This is a genomic window from Pseudomonas donghuensis, assembly GCF_000259195.1.
GTDB classification, from domain to species: domain Bacteria; phylum Pseudomonadota; class Gammaproteobacteria; order Pseudomonadales; family Pseudomonadaceae; genus Aquipseudomonas; species Aquipseudomonas donghuensis.
Map to the genome: position 1 here is coordinate 100,772 of NZ_JH650760.1, position 21,985 is coordinate 122,756.

18 protein-coding genes, 1 tRNA gene and 1 pseudogene are annotated in these 21,985 nt (G+C 62.9%); 8 read left to right on the forward strand and 12 right to left on the reverse strand.

Translation table 11 applies throughout. The features are described 5' to 3' along the window. Positions 1 to 9: 9 nt before the first annotated feature. The 10 genes from UW3_RS0108245 to UW3_RS0108290 form a co-directional block, all read right to left on the reverse strand. Entirely contained in the window at positions 10 to 1,125 is a 1,116-nt protein-coding gene (locus tag UW3_RS0108245; RefSeq protein ID WP_010221866.1) for a polysaccharide lyase, read from the reverse strand. Continuing rightward, a complete protein-coding gene (locus UW3_RS0108250; RefSeq protein ID WP_010221867.1) occupies positions 1,116 to 2,525 on the reverse strand; it encodes an alginate O-acetyltransferase AlgX-related protein in 1,410 nt (469 codons plus the stop codon). The genes UW3_RS0108245 and UW3_RS0108250 overlap by 10 nt, the downstream gene beginning before the upstream one ends. 3 nt (positions 2,526 to 2,528) lie before the next feature. After that, positions 2,529 to 3,173 (reverse strand): alginate O-acetyltransferase AlgF, encoded by a 645-nt coding sequence (locus UW3_RS0108255; protein WP_010221868.1) that lies wholly within the window; start codon positions 3,171 to 3,173, stop codon positions 2,529 to 2,531. 10 nt (positions 3,174 to 3,183) lie between these two features. Continuing rightward, the gene (locus UW3_RS0108260) at positions 3,184 to 4,278 is read right to left on the reverse strand and encodes an alginate O-acetyltransferase (RefSeq protein WP_010221869.1); all 1,095 of its coding nucleotides are present in this window, start codon (positions 4,276 to 4,278) and stop codon (positions 3,184 to 3,186) included. A gap of 9 nt (positions 4,279 to 4,287) precedes the next feature. Next, a complete protein-coding gene (locus UW3_RS0108265; protein ID WP_010221870.1) occupies positions 4,288 to 5,715 on the reverse strand; it encodes an MBOAT family O-acyltransferase in 1,428 nt (475 codons plus the stop codon). Between the two features lie 14 nt (positions 5,716 to 5,729). Beyond that, a complete protein-coding gene (locus UW3_RS0108270) occupies positions 5,730 to 7,181 on the reverse strand; it encodes an alginate export family protein (protein WP_010221871.1) in 1,452 nt (483 codons plus the stop codon). Then, complete coding sequence (locus UW3_RS0108275) at positions 7,178 to 8,629, reverse strand: SEL1-like repeat protein (protein ID WP_010221872.1); 1,452 nt, start codon at positions 8,627 to 8,629, stop codon at positions 7,178 to 7,180. The genes UW3_RS0108270 and UW3_RS0108275 overlap by 4 nt, the downstream gene beginning before the upstream one ends. Positions 8,630 to 8,653: 24 nt before the next feature. Beyond that, complete coding sequence (locus UW3_RS0108280) at positions 8,654 to 9,805, reverse strand: PilZ domain-containing protein (protein ID WP_010221873.1); 1,152 nt, start codon at positions 9,803 to 9,805, stop codon at positions 8,654 to 8,656. Positions 9,806 to 9,820: 15 nt separating this feature from the next. After that, positions 9,821 to 11,353, reverse strand: coding sequence for a glycosyltransferase (locus UW3_RS0108285; protein ID WP_010221874.1), 1,533 nt, complete (start codon positions 11,351 to 11,353; stop codon positions 9,821 to 9,823). A 162-nt stretch (positions 11,354 to 11,515) separates the two neighbouring features. Beyond that, positions 11,516 to 12,823: a nucleotide sugar dehydrogenase gene (locus tag UW3_RS0108290; protein ID WP_010221875.1), complete on the reverse strand. Its 1,308-nt coding sequence runs from the start codon at positions 12,821 to 12,823 to the stop codon at positions 11,516 to 11,518. Between the two features lie 660 nt (positions 12,824 to 13,483). On the opposite strand from UW3_RS0108290, the gene UW3_RS0108295 reads away from it, so the two are divergent. The 6 genes and pseudogenes from UW3_RS0108295 to UW3_RS28100 all read left to right on the forward strand — a co-directional run. Continuing rightward, positions 13,484 to 13,870, forward strand: a complete 387-nt coding sequence (locus UW3_RS0108295) for a helix-turn-helix domain-containing protein (protein WP_010221876.1) — start codon at positions 13,484 to 13,486, stop codon at positions 13,868 to 13,870. Between the two features lie 99 nt (positions 13,871 to 13,969). Then, positions 13,970 to 14,608: a response regulator transcription factor GacA gene (gacA, locus tag UW3_RS0108300; RefSeq protein WP_010221877.1), complete on the forward strand. Its 639-nt coding sequence runs from the start codon at positions 13,970 to 13,972 to the stop codon at positions 14,606 to 14,608. 8 nt (positions 14,609 to 14,616) lie between these two features. After that, on the forward strand, positions 14,617 to 16,440 hold the full coding sequence (gene uvrC / locus UW3_RS0108305) for an excinuclease ABC subunit UvrC (RefSeq protein WP_010221878.1): 1,824 nt from the start codon (positions 14,617 to 14,619) through the stop codon (positions 16,438 to 16,440). A 32-nt stretch (positions 16,441 to 16,472) separates the two neighbouring features. Next, positions 16,473 to 17,033, forward strand: coding sequence for a CDP-diacylglycerol--glycerol-3-phosphate 3-phosphatidyltransferase (gene pgsA / locus UW3_RS0108310; RefSeq protein ID WP_010221879.1), 561 nt, complete (start codon positions 16,473 to 16,475; stop codon positions 17,031 to 17,033). Between the two features lie 63 nt (positions 17,034 to 17,096). Next, positions 17,097 to 17,172: transfer RNA gene (locus UW3_RS0108315), tRNA-Gly, on the forward strand. 220 nt (positions 17,173 to 17,392) lie between these two features. Next, positions 17,393 to 17,704, forward strand: a pseudogene (locus tag UW3_RS28100) (Arm DNA-binding domain-containing protein); the annotation flags it as partial. 45 nt (positions 17,705 to 17,749) lie between these two features. On the opposite strand, the gene UW3_RS0108325 reads toward UW3_RS28100, so the two are convergent. Beyond that, the gene (locus UW3_RS0108325; RefSeq protein ID WP_010221881.1) at positions 17,750 to 18,646 is read right to left on the reverse strand and encodes a LysR family transcriptional regulator; all 897 of its coding nucleotides are present in this window, start codon (positions 18,644 to 18,646) and stop codon (positions 17,750 to 17,752) included. Between the two features lie 98 nt (positions 18,647 to 18,744). Between UW3_RS0108325 and UW3_RS0108330 the strand changes: the two genes are divergently transcribed. Further along, a complete protein-coding gene (locus UW3_RS0108330) occupies positions 18,745 to 19,743 on the forward strand; it encodes a cyclase family protein (protein ID WP_010221882.1) in 999 nt (332 codons plus the stop codon). 40 nt (positions 19,744 to 19,783) lie between these two features. On the opposite strand, the gene UW3_RS0108335 is transcribed toward UW3_RS0108330, so the two are convergent. Then, entirely contained in the window at positions 19,784 to 21,010 is a 1,227-nt protein-coding gene (locus tag UW3_RS0108335; protein WP_010221883.1) for an MFS transporter, read from the reverse strand. A 345-nt stretch (positions 21,011 to 21,355) separates the two neighbouring features. Here UW3_RS0108335 and UW3_RS29050 point away from each other — a divergent pair. Beyond that, a partial coding sequence (locus UW3_RS29050; protein ID WP_010221885.1) for an MFS transporter occupies positions 21,356 to 21,985 on the forward strand: 630 nt, incomplete at its 3' end.

Sequence of the window (21,985 nt, forward strand, 5' to 3'; positions counted from 1 at the left end):
GTCCTTGGGTTACGGCAGTTTGGGATAGAACGGCTTGAGCGGGCCGCCGATCTGGCTGTAGTTGTCGACCTCGCCGTCCTCGCTGTCATACAGCTGGCGAGCCAGGCGGTTGCCGGGGGCGCGCTGCAGGAAGGGGATCAGCCAGGCCAGCTTGTACGGGGCGACGTCGGTCTGCGACTGGCCCTTGAGCTCGGGCAGGCCGTCGGGGTCGAGGATGCTGCGGGCGGCGAAGTTGGCCAGCAGTTCCAGGGTCTGCTGATCGTCGCTGCTCCACGGCAGGCCATTGGCCCGCGCCGATTCCGCCAGCAGTACCAGTGGCACCAGGGCGTACTGGCTGTAGGTGGCGGCCAGCTTGCTGCGCGCCACTTCCAGCGGCAGGTAGGCGTAGTTGCCATCGCTGGATTTCACCGCTTGCTGCAGGCCGCGACGCAGGTTGCCGTCGGCCCACTGGATGAAGTCGTCGCGCTGCACCAGCATGCCGGTGGCGGCCACGGCCCAGGCCGCCCAGTAGTCATGGTTGTTGAACCAGGTAAAGCCCGGCGTACGGCGCGGCTGGTACTCGGCGATGATGCGTTCGCCGAGCTGGCTGAACCAGGCCTTCTGGGCCGGCGACAATTGCAGCTTGGCGTCGCTGGCGGCCTGGGTCAGCAGCAGGGTCGAGGCCATGGCCGCCACCGCCCATTTGCGTGCGGCCATGCCGGTGCTGCTGGCGTCGGGGTTGAGCAGTGCACCGGCCTGGGCCCAGCGCTCCAGCCACTGGTCCTGGCAGGCCAGGGCCATGTTCGCCTCCTGCGGATTCTTGGCCCGCTGGAAGCGCTTGCTGGCGTAGATCAGGCCGCCGATGAACTGTTTGACCTGCTTGCCGATCTGTTCGCTGTTGGCGTCCGGGCTGCTGCGCAGGGTCGACTTGCTGGCGTCGCGCTGGTCGTACTTGCTTTGCAACTGCAAGCTGCCGGTGTAGGGCGCTGGTACTTGCTTGCTGCAGCTCAGGGTCCGGTAGTCGGCAATCATCGCCGACTGCGCGGTGGCCCGCGGCGGCCAGATCGAGCTGGCCGCCAGGCTGTTGCTCAACTGCAGGCTGGCGCACAGGCCCAGGCCCAGCGCGGTCCAGGTCTTTACAGGCATACGCGGGTTTCCACTTGGGTGGCGGCAGTGCCGGGCTTGGTCGGTTCCATGAACACCGACAGCAGGTTGGCGCCGGCAAATTCCTTGGCGCGGCTCAACTCAAGGTAGTACTGGCCGCCGGTGACCACCGCTTCGCGGCGGAACCAGACTTTGTCGCGGGCACCGTTGTCGTAATAGACGATCAGGTAGAAGTCCTTGACGTTCTTGTCGCTGATACGGATATCGAGAAAGCCCTGGCCGTTGCCGAGCTGCTTGCGGCCATCACCTGCGTTGCTGAGCAGCTCGATGCGCTCGTTGACCCGCAGCGGCGGGCGCTGCACACGGTTGGCCAGGACCTCGGTGGACACCGGGCAACCGCCTTTGACCGCCGGGATCAGTTGGCGGTACATCGACTCGGATTCCAACGGGTAGTTGGCCGGCAGCTCCCAGATGATCAGCTTCGGCGGCGCCTTGGGCTTGTAGTTCTCCGACAGCAGGTATTCGAGCAGCGAGCCGTCCTGGCCAACACCGGGCAGGGCGTAGTTGAGGATGTCGACCTCCAGGTACTGTTTCAGGTAGCCGTCGAAGTTGAACTGCTTGCTCTCGTCCTCACGGGCGGCGGCGTTACTGTCGCCGACCAGGATCACTTCAGGATCCGGCGCGTCGTCGAACAGCGCATCGGCGCCGTCGGCTTCGGGGATGGTCTGGTAGCCACGCACATACTGGAAACCATAGTTGTTGCCGCAGATATAACTCAACGCCAGGTTCAGCGTGCCGTCCTTGGGCACCATGACCCCGGGCTCGGTGCGGTAGCGCTTCTTGCTCAGCTGGGCATAGAACGGCTGGCGCCGCACTTCCTCGGCTACCAGGCGTGCCGTGGCTTCGGCACCGGCGGGGGTCCAGTGGTGGTCACGGCGAAAGAAGAACTCGCCCTTGGGCGGGGTGTGCACCAGTTGCATCAATGGCGGCACCACCGCGCCAGCGGCGCGCAGTTGTTGCAGGTAGCTTTCGAGGTTGCTGCTGGCGCGGGCAAAGTCGAAGCCGTGCAGCTTGTCGGCGTAGAGTTTGTCGCGGTGCATCAGGCCGCGGGTCGGTTGTACCGCCATGGCCACGTGGATGCCCTGCTGGCGGAAGGCGGCCATCAAACGGGCGAATTCCGCGCGCATCGGCGCCGGGATGCCAAAATCATTGGTCAGGTCGACCGCCGAGCGAAACAGCCAGCGGTCCTTGGCCGGGACGATTTCACGCATCAGCTTCATGCGCCCTTCGGCGTAGTTCTGTGGGTTGCTCAAGCCCGGGCAGACCATGCACTCAAGGCTGCTGCAGGCGGCCTTGCCTGGCTCTGCGGCTACGCCTGGGGTGCTCAGCAGAGGGCCCAGCAGTGCGGCCAGGCCAAGGGGAAGAATGCGCTTCATGGCCATGGATCACTCGCTCGGGTCGATGCTGTTGGCCAGGCTCATGCTGCGATAGCCGGCGCCCTGGGGCAGCAGCACGTAGCTGTAGGAGCGGCCTTTTTTCAGGAACAGCTCATCGAACCTGGCCACGTTCTGCTCATCGACGTAGGCGGCAAAGCCGATCTTGATCTCGTTGACCATGCGGCTGCCGGTCTGGTCCTTGCCCAGCGGCTCGACGATCACGTGCTTGCCGTCGACGGTTTTCAGCGCCGCCTGGGCCGCGGTCAGGTTGTAGAAGGCGACCTGGGCTTTCTTCGGTTCGTTGACGTATTTGTCGGCGATCAGGGTCAGCTTGCTGCCATCAAAGACCACGGTGCTGGCGGCATTGGCCTTGAGCTGCGGCTCGATGGCGGTAGCGCCGACGGCGATCTTGTGCGCGCCGGCCGGGGTGAAACGGTAGCCGCTGAGCTGGCCGGCGGCGACCCGTTGCGGGCTGATCTTGCCGCTCAGGGTCACGTCGATGTTGGCGTTGGACAGGTTGAGCACGCGGACGAAGGCCGAGTCGGCCGGGGCCACGGCGTCGTACAGGTCGGCATTGCCTTCGGCGCCATGGGCTGCGGCGCTGCCCAGCAGCAGGGCGGAAGTGGCGAGCAGGCGTTGCAGTGCAATGTTCATCAGTCTCTCCTTAGAAATGTTGGGTCTGGCCGGGGCGGCTCAGGGAGCCGAGGCGGTGGGCGAGCAGGGTGCGCAGGGGGAACTCCCAGACCACGGTGTCGATCTCGGGGTTGCTCAGCTGGTCGCTGGCAAGGAACTGGCTCATGGCCTCGAACGGCCCGCGGGCTTCCACCGAAACACTGAGCAGGTCGCGGTTGAGCGCCTCCTTGAGAAAGCCGACGAAGTTCCAGTCATCGATCTTGCTGTAGCTGGTGCCGACCAGCATCAGGCTCTGGTTTTCGCTGGCGAACAGGTCGCCGGCGTTCTGTTCGGCCTTGAGGGTTTCGTACAGGGCGATCTGGCTGGGGCCGAACTGCGGCGCCAGTTGCGCATGGTTGAACTGGATGTAGTTCATCAGGTCGCCCTTGACCGTCTTGTCGGCGACCTTGTGCGACAGGTAGCGCTCGTCGCCGAGCAGTTCCGGGTGCTGGCGCGCCAGCTCGTAGGCGCTCAGGCGCGCGCCTTCCGGGCTCCAGTGGGTGTCGGACTTGAGGAACAGCCCGGGGCCGGCGAGGTTGGCCAGAAACGCCGAACGCAGCGGCGTGACGGCAATGTTCTGCGCCTGCAGGCGTTCGACGAAACGGTCGTACAGGCTGATTGCCCGCGGGTCGATCGCGCGTTCGGCGTGGGCGGCGTACACGTCGGCTTTCATCGGCAGCGGCAGCAGGATCAGGCGCTTGTTGTGGGCCTTGAGCTGCTGCCCGATCTCGGCGATCTGCTTGAGCTGGCCGTCCAGATTGGCCTGCAGATCATTCGGCACGCGGTACTCCTGGTTGGTGTAGAGCCAGCCGTCCTTGCCCAGCACCACGCCCTTGGTGCCTTCGTCGAACAGCCGGTACTGGGCGTTGGCCCACAGCTCGACCGACGGTTCACGCAGGAAAAAGCGCTTCTCGTAGACCTGCTCGAACTTGCGCAGCAGCTTGCCGTCGACGAACAGGTTCCAGGCGTCGGTCTGGTTGCGGGCAAAACTGAACACTGGCGGCAGCGAGTAGACGAACATGCCCGCCAGCAGGAAGCCGAAGGCAATGCCGTTGACCTTGCTGGCCGAATTCATGACCGGGTACATGGCGCTCTCCTAGAACTGAAAGTACAAAAAGGGCGAGAACGAATGCGCCGCCAGGCTGCTCAGCGCCAGGGTAAAGCCTGCCCACAGCAGCAGCGCCTTGAGGCCGCCGACATGGCGCATGAAGTACTGCTCCTTGTGGCCGGCGTAGAAGCGCACGTTGTTGCTGCCGGCCAGCACCAGCCAGCACAGGGCAATGGCGGCGAACGACATGGCCATCTTCGAGGCGCCGAGCACGTACAGGTCCAGCGAGCCCAGGCCGTTGAGGCCGAACAGCGCCTGGTAGATGTCGATGCTGTGGCGCAGGTCGTTGGTGAAGAACAGCGGCATGCTCAGGATGATCAGCACGAAGGTGCGCAGGTTGCGGCCCAGGTGGTAGGGCGTGGTGATCTTGGTGGCGAGGTTGAACTTGCGCTCGATGACCATGCCGAAACCGAAGAACAGCCCCCAGCAGATAAAGGCGAAACTGGCGCCATGCCACAGGCCCGACAGCAGCATGGTGTAGACCAGCGCCGGCAGCGCCCCGGCGATGCGCTTGCGCACCAGCGGCATGTACACGTAGTCGCGCAGAAAGTGCGCCAGGGTCATGTGCCAGCGGGCCCAGAACTCGGTGATGCTCTGCGACACATAGGGCTGGTTGAAGTTCTCCGGAAAGCGAAAACCCATCATCAAGGCCAGGCCCAGGGCCATGTGGCTGTAGCCGGCGAAGTCGAAGTACAGCTGCAGGGTCGAGACCACCAGGCCGAACCAGGCATCGCTCAACTGCAGGGTGCCTTCGCTGATGAACAGCACGTTGATCGGCGCCAGTTGGTCGGCGATCAGCACCTTCATGATGAAGCCGAGCATGAAACGGCACACGCCCAGGGAAAACAGCTCCAGCGAGTGGCTGCGCTGGCGCAGCTGCGGCGCCAGTTGGCTGTAGCGCAGGATCGGGCCGGCGACCAGGTGCGGGAACAGCGCGACGAAGGCGGCGAAGTCGATGAAGTTGTTGGTTGGCGTGGCGTCCTTGCGGTAGATGTCGACGATGTAGCTCAGGGCATGGAACACATAGAACGAGATGCCCAGCGGCAGGAAGATCGTTTCCAGGGTGAAGGTGTTGATGCCCAGCGGCGCGAGCAGGGCGGCCAGCACCTCGGCGCCGAAGTTGGCGTACTTGAAGTAGCCCAGGGTCGACAGGTTGCCGATGATGCCGATCCACAGCAGGCGAAAGGCCCAGCGCTTGTCGCCGGCATCCAGGCGCGCCTTGATGCGCAGGCCGAACCAGTAGTTCCAGTAGGTAATGGCCACGAACAACAGGAGAAAGTCCGGCCGCCACCAGGCATAGAAGATGTAGCTGGCGGCGACGATCACCGTCGAGCGCCACGGCGCCCGGGCGAGGAAGTACACGGCCAGGAACAGCGGCAGGTAGAGGAACAGGAACACGTTGGAGGCGAAGATCATCTCGGGTTCCGTCCTTAGTAGCTGACCACGACGCCGAAGGTCAGCTGGTAGTCATCACCACTTTCCAGGGCGTTGCCGGCATTGAGGTAGCTGGCGCTGACCAGGGCGTTGACGTCCAGGTGCTTGCCGTCGATGGCCACCGGAAACATCTTCCAGTAGTAGTTGAGGTCGAGCATCTGCCCGACGTCCTTGCCGTTGCCGTGGCTGCCCTGGGCGATGGCGCGGTTGCGCTCGCTGCGCTGGTCGCCGTCGAGGCGGATCGGCAGGGTGCCGTTGGCGTCGCGCAGCTTGAGTTCGGTCAGGCGAAAATCGAGGGCGCTGCGCGGCGTCGGGTTGGTTTCCAGGGCGATGCCGTAGTAGCTCAGGTTGCGCAGGTCGAGGCTGACGAAAGAGCTGGCCAGGCGCGTGCTGTAGCTACCCTGCCGGGTGATGCGGTCGGACTGGATGGCATTGAGGCGAAAGCCGTCGTTGTCGTTGCTCGGCTTGTCGGTCAGGCCGCCGCGCAAGGCCACCCGTGGTGTCCACGGCAGGTCGTGAAAGCGTTTGCCGATTTCGCCCAGGGCCGCCCAGCCGCTGGCGTTGTGGCCGCTGCTGGTGACGCCGTTGACGTCGGTGTTGTCGACTTTGCCGTCCAGGCCCGCGAGTTCCAGGTGGTAGTCGCTGAACAGCGGCGTCACGTCCAGGTCGTCAGCCTTGAAGAACAGCCCGTAGCGCATGCCCTTGAAGTCGTAGCGGTCTTCGGCGTCGTGGCCGCTGTGGTCGTTCTCGTGCATCAGGCGCACGCCAGCCCAGTTGTGCTCGCTCCAGCGGTAGGCGTATTCGCCCATCAGGTAGGTGGTGCGCTCCTCGCTGTCGGCCAGGCGGTTGACGTCGCTGTTGTAGTTGTAGAACTTCTGCGCCACGGCCACGAAGCCACGGGAGAAGGTGTCGTTGTAGTTGAAACGCAGCGACTCGATGCTGTCGTCCCACCAGATGCCGTAGTCGTCGAAATAGCGCTGGCGCCCGGCCGACAGCGAGAAGCGCGGGTCGTCGCCGAGCAGGTTGCGTTTCACATACAGTTCGCGCAGTTCGGCGTACCAGCCTTCGGGCTGGTCGCGGTCGAGGTTGTTGGCGTTTTCGTTCTGCACGCTGGCCGACTCGCTGGAGTCATAGTTCAGCCAGACGCGGCCGTAGACCATCCACTTGGCCCAGCGTTTTTCCGGCGAGTACCAGGCGAACGACGGCTCGTAGCGCAAGCTGTAGAACATCTCGCGGCTGCGGCCGACTTCGGAGTTCTCCGGGCCGTAGCCGGTTTGCACGGTGAGCTTGTTGAAGAACTCCGAGGTGATCACCGGCTCGCTGCCATCGGCGACCCGCACCGGCTCGCTGCTGTCGGCCTCGGGGCCGGTGACTTCTTCCAGGGCGTGTGCCGGGTACAGCGGTGCCAGGGCCAGCAGGGCGCCGAACAAGGGGTGGTGGGCTTTCACAGGGTTGCCTCCTTCAACAGATCGTTGCGTGCCGCCAGGGCGCGCACGATGTCATCCTTTTTCAGGGTCTTTTCCAGGCGCTTGACCAGGCTGCGGGCACCGTTCTCGCCCAGTGCCAGGGCCACCTGGGCATAGGTGTAGGCCTTGACCGGGTCGTGGCAGATGGCACGCCCGTAAGCGTGCAAGGTGGCCATGCGGTACCAGGCGGCGGTGGAGCCTGCCCGGGCCTGGGCCTGGAAAATCTCCAGGGCCCTGTCCTGGTCGGGCTGGTCGGCCACGCCCTTGCTGTAGTACTCGGCCAGCAGCAGTTCGGCGTCGGGGTAGCGGTTGGCGAGCAGCTCGTCGATCAGCGCGCGGGCCTTGTCCGGGTCCAGGGTCAGCCAGTTGTTGACCATGTAGAACGAGGCCTGCAGCGCCTTGGCCCGGGTCGCTTCGCGAGCCTGGACCTGGTCGATCAGCGCCTGGGTCTCTTCGGCGTTGTGCTCGGTGGGGTTGGAGATCATGAAGTTGGCCTTGGACACCATCGCCGGCACAAAACCGCGTTCGACGGCGTTGTCGCGCCAGCGGTGGGCTTCGGCGCGGGCCAGGTCCAGGGCATCGCTGCGCTGTTTCTCCAGGGCCAGTTGCGCGGCGTCCGGTGGCACCCGCGCCGGGCCCATGGCGCTGGCCTGACGCTCGTAGCGGTCGGCTTCCTGCTCGGCGCGCTGCACGCTGTTGATGCTGTCGAGCAACGAGCCGATGCGATGCACGATCTCCACGGCCAGGGTCGGGCGCAGGGGTTCGAGGCTGCGGGCAAAGGCCGCGAAGGCGCGGTCCTGATCGTCGCCGAGGAAGCGGTAGTAGCGATCAATCGCCCGCACATCCACCCGCACCGCCTGCTGGTACCAGCGCTCGGCGCCGGCGCGGTCACCCTGGCGCTCGGCCAGCACGGCCTGGTACAGCTCGGGGCGGCAGTTGAGCAGGCACGACTGCTGGTACAGCGCCAGCAACTGCCCGGCCTGTTCGGTGGAGACCAGTTGCGGGTAAACCAGGAACACCTCCAGGGTGGTGCTGGCATTGCGCGGGTCGAGGGTCGCCGGGTAGCGCGTCAGGGCCAGGGCCATCCACTCGCGCTGACTGTTTTGCAGGCTCGGGGTGCGGTCCAGCAGGCGCGCCAGCGAGGCCAGCGCCGGGACCTGGCCACGGCCATCGGCAAACGCCTCTTTATACAGGCCGATGATTTCCGGGCGGCTGGCGCCATCGCTGTTGGCCAGCACATCACCGAGCAGCAGCTTGGACGCCAGGTCACCGCGGTCGGCCAGGGCGCGCAGGTCGGCACTGACATTGGCGCTCGGGTCCTTGTACAGCGCGTAGCGGATCTGCTCCAGGCTTTGTCCGGCCAGGGCGCTGCTGGCGCAGGCCAGGCCGATGCTGGCCAGCAGCAGGCGGGAGGGCGTCTTCGCATTCATTGCCTATTCCTTCCTTGCGGGTGCTTAGCGCGAAGCCGTGAACGGCAGGCCCAGGTACAGGTCCACCGCCACCGGCTTCTGGTACGCGGCGCGGGGCAGCGGGCTGTCGGGGGCGATGGTCAGGGCCAGGTTCTTGTTGGCTTCATCGACATGGGAGTCAATGACCTTGCCGCTGAAGGTCTCATCCAGCCCGAACACCTTGAGGTCCACCGAGGTCACCCGGCCGATGTCGGCGAGCTTGTCGAACGGCACGTTGGCGGTGACGAACAGGCCTTCATCCCTGGGCAGCAGATGCACCAGCGGTGCTTGCTTGTAGCCGTAGCCGTCCAGGGGTTTGCTTGGGAAGTACACCTCGCAGTCGCACGGGCTGTTGATCACGGTCTCGATGGTGGCGCGCCCGAGCAGGGTCTGCAGGTCGCCCGGCGAGAGGTCGGCGACCGCTTTCATGTCGGCCGGGCTGGTGAAACTGGTGGCCAGCTGGGTGGAGATGCTCGCCACCGGCGTGCCGGCCTTGACCTCGGTCTGCCCCGGCGCCAGGAGGAACTTCACATAGCCGTTGTCGGGCATGCTGATGACCTGGGCGTTGGCCGAGACCTGGGCCTGCACGGCGGGGATGCGAAAGAACAGCAGGTAGCACTTGTAGGCGACAAAACCCAGCGCGGCGAGGCCGGCAGCGGCATACAACAGGGTGCCGAGGGTGGCCTTGAGGCGCTCGCCCGAGCTGCGTGCGCTGGCGTACTTGTGCTTGCGTTCCTTGATGTAGTTTTCCCGTTGCATCACGTTGAACAGGCCATTGATGTCGGCGATCTCGCCCGACAGGTAGGCGCTGATGATGTAGCGCAGGATGTCGCGTTTTTGCGAGTCGAGCTCGACGAACTGGGCGCCGACTTCCTGGCCACGCTGGGAGACGATCTTGATCTGGCTGTCGATGTTCAGGTCGACCTGGTTCAGGCGCAGCTGGATCGAGGCGTGGTACAGGCTGCCGATCTTCAGCGGCTCGGAGTGAACCAGGCCGATACCGCCCAGGGAGATATCCTGCAGGGTGCTGTCGAACGGCGGCTGGCCGGTCGCGCTGAGCGTGACCCGGGCATTGAGTTTGGTGCGCACGTACTGGCGTTCGTCGATCGCTTCGTGGACTACGTTCGCGGGTACTGCGGGTGTGCTTGAGCTACTCATGGCAGGCGCCTTTCCTTAACGTTGCGTGAGTTCGAGAAGAACCGAGATGACCCCGAAGAAAATCGCGATGGATGAAAACAGCATCGCCTTGGAGGACCAGCGGTTCAGGGCGGCATCGAAGTTGACGGCGCCGTTGCTTAATGTGGTTTTTTGCCGGGTCCAGCTCTGCTGGTCCATGTGGAACAGGGCATAGACTTTCATCAGCGAGCCGATGATCTGGTTGTAATAAAGAACGAACGGGTACACCGGGCTGACCGGGTGGCCGGCGAACAAAAACAGCACGGTGACGAGGCTGCGCGACAGCAGTACCCAGAACAGGTACACCAGCAGGTACTGGATGCCGAACACGATGCCGGCGACCACCGAGGCGCTCAGGCCCATCAGGCAGGTCCACATCGACACCCGCTGATCGAGCAGTACGTACAGGGTGAACAGGCCCAGGCGGGCGCGGCCGAGCAGGGCGGTGGCGCGAAAGTTCTGGCGCAGCGAGTTGCCGTACCAGCGGAACATCAGCTGACGGGTGGCACGCCAGAAGCTGTTGTCTGGCGGATGCTCGACGGTCAGGGTGTTGCTGTCGGGCACGTAGAAAGTGTCCCAGCCGGCGCGCATCAGGCTCAGCCACGACGACTTGTCGTCCCCGGTGAGAAACTGAAACCGCCCAAGGCGCCAGTGCTGGAGAAAATCCGCCTCGACGTCGCGGATGAAGTCCGGGTCGGTCATGACGCTGGCGCGAAAGAACGACAGCCGCCCGGTCAGGGTCAGCACCCGGTGCGACAGGGCCATCGAACACATGTTGATGTGCCGCTGGACGAAGCGCATCGAGTGCCATTGGCGCATCAGGTTGCTGCCTTCGACTTCGCAGAACTCGTTGGTGGTCAGGCCGCCGACGTTGGGCAGGTAGGCGAACAGCTTGACCGCGCGCTCGACGCAACCGGGCAGCATCATGGTGTCGCCGTCGACCACGCCGACCACCGAATCTTCCAGCGGCATCTGCCGTGACAGGGCGCGAAAGGCATGGGCCAGGCCGTCACGCTTGCCGGTGCCGCGGGCGCGGACGATCACCAGCTTGATGTCGTCGCGATCCTTGACCTCGTTGCGCATGATCTCTTTGATGAACTGCTCGTCGCCTTTCTCGACGATCGAGGCAATCACCGTGCACGGCACCTTCAGCCGCTGCACCTCCTGGAACACCGACTGGTAGACCTTGAAGGTGGTGTGGGTGGGGATGCGAAAACTGGTCACCACCATGAACATGTGCGCCGGCAGCGCCGCATCGCCCATGCGCTCGACCGCCTTGCGCATGCGCGGGAACTTCCAGTGCAGAAAGTACATGCCGCGCAGGTAGTGGACGATAGCGTTGCCGTAGCGCCACATGCCCAGTGCACCGATGATGAAGATGAACTTATGGTGCGCAGGGTCGAGGTACTGCGGTGCGACCATCTCCGACGCCAGCGCGATCAGGCCGAACAGGCAGGCCCAGGCGCAAAACCGCGCGCCTGCCTGCAGGTAGTCCGGCCGGCCCGAGGGCGGCTGTTGCTGTCGTTCCATGTAGTCGTTGCTCCTGTGTTCGGGCCACGCCCGGCTGAATGACATGCGCACTTTTCGCGCCTGGCCAAGACAAGGTCGGCCGGGCAGGAGGCAGGTGGGCAGTCAGTCAGGCGGGGTGCCTGGGTCAATCGCCGGGTACTCTCTGGATGGAGTACTGGGGCCTTACCAGCAGATACCTTCACGCTGGGCATCGCTGCCGTGGGCCATGAAGCCGACCAGGTCGATGATCTGCTTGCCGCCGCTGGCATCCAGGGCCTGGGCGAAACGGTCATCGTTGTTGCCCAGCACCACCACCTCGGCTTCGCGGATCACCTGCTGCAGGTCGTTGCACAGCAGCGACGAAACGTGAGGGATCTTCGACTCGATGTACTCGCGGTTGGCGCCGAACACCCGTGCGTACTCGACGTTGGCGTCGTAGATACTCAACTCGTAACCCTTGCCGATGAGCATTTCCGCCAGCTCCACCAGCGGGCTCTCGCGCAGGTCGTCGCTGCCGGCCTTGAAGCTCAAGCCCAGGAGGCCGATGCGGCGTTTGTCCTGGCGGGTGATCAGCTCGAAGGCGTTCTTCACCTGGTTGCGGTTGCTGGCCATGATCGAGGCCAGCAGCGGGTGCTCGACGTCCAGCTGGCCGGCGCGGTAGGTGAGGGCGCGCACGTCCTTGGGCAGGCACGAGCCACCGAAGGCAAAGCCCGGGCGCAGGTAGTAGCGCGACAGGTTGAGCTTGTAGTCCTGGCAGACCACGTCCATCACCTCGCGGCCATCGACGCCGGAAGCCTTGGCAATGTTGCCGATCTCGTTGGCAAAACTGACCTTGGTCGCGTGCCAGACGTTGCAGGTGTACTTGATCATCTCGGCGACTTCGATCGACTTGCGGATCACCGGCGCGTCCAGGCCCTGGTACAGCGACTGCAGCAGGTCGCCCGATTGCGTGTCCAGCTCGCCGATCACGGTCATGGCCGGGAAGTCGTAGTCCTGGATCGCGGTGCTTTCACGCAGGAACTCGGGGTTGACCGCCACGCCGAAGTCAATGCCGGCGCGCTTGCCGGCGTATTTTTCCAGGATCGGGATCACCACGTTCTTCACCGTGCCGGGCAGCACGGTACTGCGCACCACCACGGTGTGGCGGCTGGCCTTGTCGCGCATGGCGGTACCGATTTCGCGGCACACCGCCTCCATGTAGACCAGGTCCAGGTCGCCGTTCTTCTTGCTTGGGGTACCGACGCACAGCAGCGACATCTCGGTGGCCAGCACCGCGGCCTGGACATCCGTGGTGCCACGCAGGCGGCCGTGGCGCACGCCATCGAGCAGCAGTTGTTCCAGGCCGGGTTCGACGATGGGTGACTTGCCCTGGTTGATCATGTCGATCTTGGCTGGCGAGATATCCACGCCCAGCACCTGGTGCCCACGCGCGGACAAACAACCGGCACAGACAGCGCCTACATAACCCAATCCAAAGATGCTGATATTCATAGTTCCCTCTCCCAAGGTTCAGCAAAAGCTGACCGAGATACTCAGTTAAACGGCATGGTTGACGCGGCAGATGCGCAAGAAAAAGCAGCGCGCTAACAGGAGGCGATGCAGGCGTTTTCGTTGTCTTATTACATCCTAAGGGAGTTTTTTAAACTTCGGCAAGCTGTCTCTAACTCTGAGTTGGATAAAGTTTAAAAATGTTTTGTTAAAGTTTAAAAACCCTTATAAATCAACAATTTAAAGTTTGATATTAGTTGGGCGTCAAAAAACCGATATCGTCTTTTTGCCGTTAAAATGACGTCAGAAAGCCGTTGCTTCGACGGCTTTTGGCGTTTTTCAAGGTTTTTTTGACGGGCTTTTCCGGTGTCCTCTTGAACTTCTTTATTCTCTGCGCGCTGTTGTAGTAGAACGTTGAAATTCCCCGGGTGATGGCATTTTGGCTAGCAAGGGAAGTTGTCCGGAATTATTAATGCCTTGTGCATGAAGTTCAGGCGTGAATTACAGGGTTTGCGGCGCTTGTCCTGACAACTGTGGACAGGTAGAGCGGGCGTCGACTTGTGCAGCGGAGCTGATCGCGGCATAGTTCTGGCTTCGTTCGAGGCACGCCATTGAAGGTTGTGTGCTCATCCATCCGGATGCTGGATAAGGGACGCCAAGCAAATGAACGGAATCGGTTCGCGTATCAGGGAAGAAAGAGAACGGCTGGGCCTGACCCAGCGGGTATTTGGCGACATCGGCGGGGTCGAGCCCAACGCCCAGGGCAAATATGAAAGCGGCGAGCGTACGCCCAAGGCCGACTACCTGGCGGCGGTGGCGGCGCGCGGGGTCGATGCGCTGTATGTGTTGAGCGGGGTACATACTCCGGTTGCGCACGGCAGCCTGAACGCCGAAGAAGAACAGCTGCTCGGCAGCTTTCGCCTGCTGCAAGCAGCCGACCAGGCTGCCGTCCAGCAATTGCTGGGCAGCCTTGCCGAGCGTGTACAGCGCCCGCCGCTGAGGGTTGGCGGCCATGAGCGGGGTATCTATGGGCGGTTGTCTGGCAAATGAAAAATGACATCAGGCAAATGACCTGTTCCGTTAGGTCTACAGCTCTATTTTTTGCTAAGGTGGCGGGATCCAATTACCGCCGCAGTGCGAGGTGTCTGCTTGATTAGGGTGCTGGTGGTCGATGACCACGATCTGGTGCGTACGGGCATCACGCGCATGCTGGCCGATATCGACGGTCTGCAGGTGGTGGGCGAAGCCGACTCTGGCGAGGCATCGCTGAAGGTTGCGCGCGAACTCAAGCCCGACGTGGTCCTGATGGATGTGAAAATGCCCGGTATTGGCGGCCTGGAGGCGACGCGCAAACTGCTGCGCAGCCACCCGGACGTGAAAGTGGTGGCGGTGACCGTCTGTGAAGAAGACCCGTTCCCCACTCGGCTGTTGCAGGCCGGCGCCGCGGGTTACCTGACCAAGGGTGCAGGGCTGGATGAAATGGTCCAGGCCATCCGTCTGGTGTTTGCCGGGCAGCGCTACATCAGCCCGCAAATTGCTCAGCAGCTGGCGCTCAAGTCGTTCCAGCCGCAAGGCTCGCCGTTTGACGCGCTGTCGGAGCGGGAAATCCAGATTGCCCTGATGATCGTTGGCTGCCAGAAGGTGCAGATCATCTCCGACAAGCTGTGCCTGTCACCGAAAACGGTCAATACTTACCGTTACCGGATCTTCGAAAAACTCTCGGTCACCAGCGACGTCGAGCTGACGCTGCTGGCGGTCCGCCACGGCATGGTTGACGCCAGTCTCTGAGCGCATTCATGACAGCTGTGTTCGATTCAAGCGCATTCCTGGCGACCTGCAGCGGCCGCCCGGGCGTCTACCGGATGTTCGACGGTGAGGCCCGGCTGCTGTATGTGGGCAAGGCCAAGAACCTCAAGAAGCGCCTCGCCAGCTACTTTCGCAAGACTGGCCTGGCGCCGAAGACGGCTGCCCTGGTGGCGCGCATCGCCCAGGTCGAGACCACCATCACCGCCAACGAGACCGAGGCGCTGCTGCTTGAGCAGACCCTGATCAAGGAATGGCGGCCGCCGTACAACATCCTGCTGCGCGACGACAAATCCTATCCTTATGTCTTCCTCTCCGATGGCGACTACCCGCGCCTGGGCATTCATCGCGGGGCCAAGAAGCAAAAAGGCAAGTATTTCGGCCCTTACCCCAGCGCCGGCGCCATCCGCGAAAGCCTGAGCCTGCTGCAGAAGACCTTTTTCGTCCGTCAGTGCGAAGACAGCTATTACAGCAACCGCACCCGGCCGTGCCTGCAATACCAGATCAAGCGCTGCAAGGCGCCCTGTGTCGGCCTGGTCGAGCCTGAGGAATACGCGGTCGATGTGCGCCACTCGGTGATGTTTCTTGAGGGCCGCAGCCACCAGCTGACCAACGAGCTGAACGCCGAGATGGAACAGGCGGCCATGGCCCTGGAGTTCGAGAAGGCCGCCGAACTGCGCGATCAGATCGCCTTGCTGCGCCGGGTCCAGGACCAGCAGAGCATGGAAGGCGGCAGCGGCGACGTCGATGTTGTCGCGGCGTTCGTCAACCCCGGCGGCGCCTGCGTGCACCTGATCAGCGTGCGCGGCGGGCGGGTGCTGGGCAGCAAGAACTTCTTCCCCCAGGTGGGCATCGAGGAGGAGGTGGCCGAGGTCATGGCCGCGTTCCTCTCGCAGTATTACGTGGGCAACGCCGAGCGCGAGCTGCCCGGCGAACTGATCGTCAACGTGGTGCACGAGGACTTCCCGGCCATCACTGCCGCCATCGAAACCCTGCGCGGCCGTGAACTGACCATCAGCCACCGGGTGCGGGGCACCCGTGCGCGCTGGCAGCAACTGGCGGTGACCAACGCCGAACAGGCGCTGGGTGCACGCCTGGCCAACCGCCAGCACATGGCTTCGCGCTTCGAGGCGCTGGCCCAGGTCCTGGCCCTGGACGAAACCCCGCAGCGCCTGGAATGCTACGACATCAGCCATTCCAGCGGCGAAGCCACCGTGGCCTCGTGCGTGGTGTTTGGCCCGGAAGGGCCGCTCAAGTCCGACTACCGGCGCTACAACATCGAAGGCGTGACCCCGGGCGACGACTACGCGGCCATGCACCAAGCTCTGACCCGGCGCTTTGGCCGGCTCAAGGACGGCGAGGGCAAGCTGCCCGACGTGCTGCTGGTGGACGGCGGTAAGGGCCAGTTGAACATGGCCCGGGAAGTGCTGCAGGAACTGGCGGTGCCCGACCTGATCCTGCTCGGGGTGGCCAAGGGCACCACGCGCAAGGCCGGTTTCGAAACCCTGTACCTCAATGACGTGGCCCACGAGTTCACCCTCAAGGGCGACTCACCGGCGCTGCACCTGATCCAGCAGATTCGCGACGAAGCGCACCGTTTTGCCATCACCGGCCACCGTGCCCGCCGTGGCAAGACCCGCCGCACCTCGACCCTCGAAGGTGTCGCTGGCGTCGGCCCGAAACGCCGCCGCGACCTGCTCAAGCACTTCGGTGGCCTGCAGGAACTGACCCGCGCCAGCGTCGAAGAAATCGCCAAGGCACCGGGAATCAGTAAAAAGCTTGCCGAGTCGATTTATGCCAACCTGCATAGCGAGTAGAATGCTCGCTCACTTTGCAGCCAGTTGTGCCGATGAATATTCCAAATCTGCTTACCGTTCTTCGCGTCCTGCTCATTCCGATCTTCATTTTGCTGTTCTATGTTCCGTATCACTGGAGCTATATCGCAGCGAGCAGTGTCTTCGCCATCGCCGCGGCCACTGACTGGCTGGACGGTTACCTGGCCCGTCGCCTGCAGCAGAGCACGCCGTTCGGTGCCTTCCTGGACCCGGTGGCCGACAAGCTGATGGTGGCCGTGGCCCTGGTCCTGCTGGTGCAAGTGCACGCCAACTTCTGGCTGACCCTGCCGGCAGCGGTGATCATCGGCCGCGAGATCGTGGTCTCGGCCCTGCGCGAGTGGATGGCGGAGCTGGGGGCCAGGGCGCACGTCGCGGTGTCGAACCTGGGCAAGTGGAAGACCGCGGCGCAGATGCTCGCCCTGGTGATTTTGCTGGCCAACCCGCCGGTGCTGACGTTCTGGGTGATTCTGGGCTACGCCTTGCTGATGATCTCGGCCGGCCTGACCCTGTGGTCGATGGTGCACTACCTGCGCGCCGCCTGGCCGCACCTGCGCGAAGGCTCGGAACAAAAATAAAGCTTTTTTGAATCAAGGGCTTGACGAGATTTATTGATTCGTTACAATAGCCTCCATCACGACGCGGGAATAGCTCAGTTGGTAGAGCACGACCTTGCCAAGGTCGGGGTCGCGAGTTCGAGTCTCGTTTCCCGCTCCAAATATGGCGCTACAGCATTCAGCAGAGTGCTGTGGTGATAGAAATAAGGCCCTTCGGGGCCTTTTTTCGTTCCAGCGAAAACTACCGAGAACCAGTAGTAGCCGGACATTTTAAGGCCAGATTTGAGGCCAGATTGGGAAAGACCTCAATTCGGTATTTCGATGGAGCAGGATTGTGGACGAGATGAGCATTTGGCTTCCGGCAGGTTCAGGAGGTCACCATGGCTCTTTCGGAAATGGCAATTCGGCATGCCCGAGTCACCGGCAAGGACTACACACTTGCCGACAACGATGGGCTGATTCTGCACGTCACCGCCCAGGGCGCAAAGCTCTGGCATTTTCGCTTCTATTGGGATGGCAAGCAAAAGCGCATGTCGTTCGGCAGCTATCCGCAGGTGGGTTTGCGTGATGCGCGGATGCGGCGGGATGAAGCGCGGAGACTACTTGCTCAGGGCACAAATCCCAGCGAACAACGCAAGCAGCAACGGCTTGCAGTGCGCCTGTCCAGCGATCAGACCTTTGATGCCGTATTCAATCATCATGTCGAAGCCATTGGTTCGGTAGTGCTCAACCGCAACCTATCGCCCGCCTGCTTCCAGCGCATCGGCCAGAAAGTCCACAAACACCCGCACCTTCTGCGGCACATGCCGATGACTCGCATACAGCGCAAAGATCGAGCGTCGCGGCATCGATTGCCCAGGAAGCAATTGCACCAACTGCCCACTGTCGAGCAAGGGCTGGGCAATGAACGAGGGCAGGGCGCCAACACCCAGGCCGGCCAGGAGCATGTCGCTCAACATCAGGCTGTTATCTACCGTCAGGCGCACGGGTAGCTCCAGGCGGCTGTTGCCTTGTGGCCCCTGCAAATGCCAACTGCCGGGATGCTCCGCCAGACGATAGGCCAGGCAGCTATGCGCGCGCAGGTCGTCGACGTTCTGCGGCGTGCCATTGGCCTGCAGGTAGGTCGGCGCAGCACAGATTATCTGCGCAACGTCGCCCAGGCGCCGGGCAACTAGCGAGGAGTCCGGCAAGTGGCTGCGAATCCGCAGCGACACATCAAACCCCTCGCTCACCACGTCCAGCAGGTGGTCATCGAGCGTGAGCTCGACCTTGAGTTCCAGGTAGCGCTGCATGAATTCCACCAGGATCGGCGACAGCACCTTGAGCCCAAACGATAGCGGTGCGTTCACCCGCAAACGCCCGCTGGGCTCGCTGGAACCGCTTTGGGTCGCGCGCTCCAGGGCGTCCAGTTCGTCGAGCAGGTGGCAGCATTCGCTGAAGTAGGCTTGGCCCGCCTCCGACAGGCTCATGCGGCGGGTGGTGCGCAGCAGCAACAGGCTGCCCAGGCGCGCCTCCAGTTGCCGCACTTGCTTGCTCACCGCCGCAGTGGATTGCTCCAAGTCGACAGCCGCCAGGCTGAAGCTGCCACGCTCAACCACACGGCGAAAGGTACGCATGCCCAGCAATACATCCATATATTTTCTCTTGGGTTGAATATCAATTAACCAGACGCCTGATTATCTATTATTTCACGGCTAATACCATGGGCACTTCCCCAATGAGGAGTAATCTCATGCAGCAGCGTTCGTGGATAAAAAAACTTGCCGGACTGACCGTCCTGTCGGTGCTCGGCGCACTGGGCAGTGCTGTGGCACTGGCCAAGCCCGAGGTAGGTATCAGCCCCTGGGGCGAGAAGGACGAAATCGGCCGCCTCAACCTGATGACCCCGCAATCGCAGGCGGCAATCATGGCCCGGGTCAACGGCGCCCAGGCCTACGATCTCGCGGTGGAGTACTTTGTCGGCATGCCCAGCTGGCAAGCTGCAGGAGATCCGCCCTACCAGATGTGGATGACCCACACCCCCCACGGCAACGTGATTGCCGACCCGATGCAAGTAGGCGAACAGATGAACCAGCACGTCAGCTACAGCGGTTCGGCGATTTCCATGTATGCGCACATGGGTACCCATATCGACGCGCTTAACCATTTCGGCCTCGATGGAAAAATCTGGAACGGCTTCAGCGCCGACGAGCACCTGGGTGATCGTGGCTGGCGTGTCACGGGCGCAGAGAAACTGCCGCCGATCATCGCTCGCGGGGTAATGATCGATGTCGCGGTGGCCAAGGGTGTGGAGCAGTTGCCGGACAACTACCGCATCACCCGCAGCGATCTGCAGCAGGCGCTTGAAAAGCAGGGCGTGACGCTGGAGAAGGGTGACGTGGTGCTGATCCGTACCGGACGCATGCGCGACTATGAACACGCCCAGGCCTACATGGCCAACCCGCCGGGGCTGAGCCTGAATGCGGCGAAATTCCTGGTCAAGGACGGTGGCGCCATGGTGGTCGGGGCCGACAACCTGAGCTTCGAGACCTTCCCCTCGGAAGTCGAGGGCAACTACCTGCCCTTACACACCTATCTGCTGGCCATGCAGGGCGCTCCGATTATTGAGCTGGTGAATCTGGAAGGCTTGTCGAAGGACCGGGTCTATGAATTCGCCTTTATCGGTGCGTCCTTGAAATTGCGTGGCGCCGATGCGGCACCGATGCGGCCCATGGCCTTACCGGTCCGCTGACGGTGGGGCGCCACGTTCTTACAGGCGGGTCGACGTGCTGTTAGCAGGGTTGCGCCGCCAGGCTGTTACTGACCTTGCGCCCCAGCACCAGCACCGTGACAAAGCCGCAGCCCACCAGGGCCGTGGCCAGGCTCAGCAGCACCGAGCTGCCCAGTTGGTCTACGATCCGCCCGCCGAAGAACGAGCCCAAGGCGATGATCACCTGAAACATGGCGACGAACAGGGGCATGCCGCGTTCGACATCCTTGGGCGCCACCACGAACATCCAGATGCTGGCGCAGGCGGGGAAGGCGCCGAAGGCAAAGCCCCAGAGCGCGATCAGCATCGCGGCGCCGGTCATGCCGGTGGCGAAGTACGGGAACAGGGCGGTGCTGGTGCCGATCATCAGTGCCACCAGCAACAGGGTGTGACGCACGCTTCGGTTGGCGGCAAAACCGGCGAAGATGTTCCCTGCCACCCCGGCCACCCCATACAGCAGCAACAGTGAACCAATGGTCGGCCCATCGAAGCCTGAGCTTTGTTTGAAGAAGGGGGCGACATAGGTGTACGCGGCAAAGTGCGCCAGGCCAATCAGCAATACGGCGATCAAGCCCACCCGCGCTTGTGGATTGATGAGCAGGGTCGGCAGGTCGCTGATGCGAATCGCCTTGTCGGGGTTGAGCCGCGGTAGTAGGAAGACTTGCGCCAGCAGCACCGGTACGCCCACCAGTGCGGTGACTAGGAACGTCATGCGCCAGCCCATCAGACCGCTAAGCCAGGTGCCTACCGGCACGCCGAGCACGGTAGCTAGAGTTACACCGATCATGATGATCGAGGTGGCCTGCGCAACCCCCACGCCCTTGGGCGCCAGACGTCCACTCAGGGCAATAGCGGTAGCCCAGAAACCGCCGATGCTGATGCCCAACAGCACGCGGCCGAACAGCAGCAGGCCGAAGTCGCTGGCGTAGGCCACCACCGCGTTGGCGATGATCATGATCAGCGTCAGGCCGATTAGCAGATAGCGACGATCCAGCGCGCCGATACCCACCGACAGCAAGGGCGCGGCGAGGGCGGCCATTATGCCTGGTAGGGTGACCATCAGGCCGGCCTGGCCGGCACTGATGCCCAGGTCGCTGGCGACATCGTTGAGTACACCGACCGGAAGAAACTCACTGGTTACCAGGGCGAAGGCCCCCACAGCGACCGAGAGAATCGCCAGCCACTGCTGTTTGACGCTCTGTTGATTATGTTCGGGACGGCCGTGAGAGGCCTGGCTGGGGCTTGGCATGGTGTGCTGGGTTCCAAGAGGGACTGCCGCCTGAGGCGGGCGAGCGGGGGGAATTTGCAGGCGATTGTATGAGAAGGGCTTGGCGAGCCGACAGGCAGGCGGCTCGATAGTAATCATCAGTGTGATCGATGAAGGGCGGAACAGAGCAGTGTTCAGGCGGAGGCTTTAATGCCGCCCCGTAGCGGTATACAGCAGACTGCGCGTATCAGCTACTTATCACGTTTTGATTTAATTTAGGATGATTTATCAACGCTGGAGTAGCCCCGGCTTCGACGTTTGACGCGCCGATAAGGGTGGGCTTGCAGCTGCGTGGTGTGACGGGTCTTTATTGGCGGAATTGATTATATGAAGTTGTTTAGACCGTTGCTTCAGCGGCCGGTGGCGTTGTTATGGGGAGGGCTGGCGCTATCTTCGATCGGCGACGAGTTGTTCGCGATCGCCGTCGCCTGGATGGCAGTGCAGATCGCCGGCACCGATGCGAGTTGGCTTAGTGCGTTGCGCGGTGGGGCCGCGTTGGCGGGGGCGCTGCTGGGAGGGATCTGGGCTGAGCGTTGGGACCATCGGCGCACGATGATCGGTGCCGACCTGACGCGGGCCGGGCTCGCCCTGCTTCCGATGCTGGCCTGGACGCTGGGCATCATGAGCCTGTGGATGCTGGCAGTGCCGGTCATGCTCATGATGATTGTCAACGCTTTGTTCGAACCGGCCTTGCGCGCCAGCCTGCCACGCATTGTCGTGGCGTCGGACCAGTTGCAGGCCGTCAATGCGCTATTCGACGCGATCATCCGGGTGGCTCGAGTGATCGGGCCGATGCTGGCCGCGGCAATTACGCTGCTGATTCCGCTTGAGCATCTGTTTACCCTCAATAGCCTGACTTTCCTGATCTCGGCTTGGGCGGTGATGAAGCTGAGCAAGGCATTGCCTCGTCAACCGCTCAAGGTGACGAGCCGGCGTGCCGCCTTCACTGCCGGGTGG

What these genes read in the sequence shown, in the direction of transcription:
- UW3_RS0108255 (WP_010221868.1), bottom strand. Translation starts at nt 3,173, where the DNA reads ATGAACATTGCACTGCAACGCCTGCTCGCCACTTCCGCCCTGCTGCTG.
- UW3_RS0108325 (WP_010221881.1), bottom strand. Translation starts at nt 18,646, where the DNA reads ATGGATGTATTGCTGGGCATGCGTACCTTTCGCCGTGTGGTTGAGCGT.
- UW3_RS0108295 (WP_010221876.1), top strand. Translation starts at nt 13,484, where the DNA reads ATGAACGGAATCGGTTCGCGTATCAGGGAAGAAAGAGAACGGCTGGGC.
- UW3_RS0108250 (WP_010221867.1), bottom strand. Translation starts at nt 2,525, where the DNA reads ATGGCCATGAAGCGCATTCTTCCCCTTGGCCTGGCCGCACTGCTGGGC.
- UW3_RS0108330 (WP_010221882.1), top strand. Translation starts at nt 18,745, where the DNA reads ATGCAGCAGCGTTCGTGGATAAAAAAACTTGCCGGACTGACCGTCCTG.
- UW3_RS0108260 (WP_010221869.1), bottom strand. Translation starts at nt 4,278, where the DNA reads ATGTACCCGGTCATGAATTCGGCCAGCAAGGTCAACGGCATTGCCTTC.
- UW3_RS0108265 (WP_010221870.1), bottom strand. Translation starts at nt 5,715, where the DNA reads ATGATCTTCGCCTCCAACGTGTTCCTGTTCCTCTACCTGCCGCTGTTC.
- UW3_RS0108245 (WP_010221866.1), bottom strand. Translation starts at nt 1,125, where the DNA reads ATGCCTGTAAAGACCTGGACCGCGCTGGGCCTGGGCCTGTGCGCCAGC.
- pgsA (WP_010221879.1), top strand. Translation starts at nt 16,473, where the DNA reads ATGAATATTCCAAATCTGCTTACCGTTCTTCGCGTCCTGCTCATTCCG.
- UW3_RS0108275 (WP_010221872.1), bottom strand. Translation starts at nt 8,629, where the DNA reads ATGAATGCGAAGACGCCCTCCCGCCTGCTGCTGGCCAGCATCGGCCTG.
- uvrC (WP_010221878.1), top strand. Translation starts at nt 14,617, where the DNA reads ATGACAGCTGTGTTCGATTCAAGCGCATTCCTGGCGACCTGCAGCGGC.
- UW3_RS0108285 (WP_010221874.1), bottom strand. Translation starts at nt 11,353, where the DNA reads ATGGAACGACAGCAACAGCCGCCCTCGGGCCGGCCGGACTACCTGCAG.
- UW3_RS0108335 (WP_010221883.1), bottom strand. Translation starts at nt 21,010, where the DNA reads ATGCCAAGCCCCAGCCAGGCCTCTCACGGCCGTCCCGAACATAATCAA.
- UW3_RS0108290 (WP_010221875.1), bottom strand. Translation starts at nt 12,823, where the DNA reads ATGAATATCAGCATCTTTGGATTGGGTTATGTAGGCGCTGTCTGTGCC.
- UW3_RS0108280 (WP_010221873.1), bottom strand. Translation starts at nt 9,805, where the DNA reads ATGAGTAGCTCAAGCACACCCGCAGTACCCGCGAACGTAGTCCACGAA.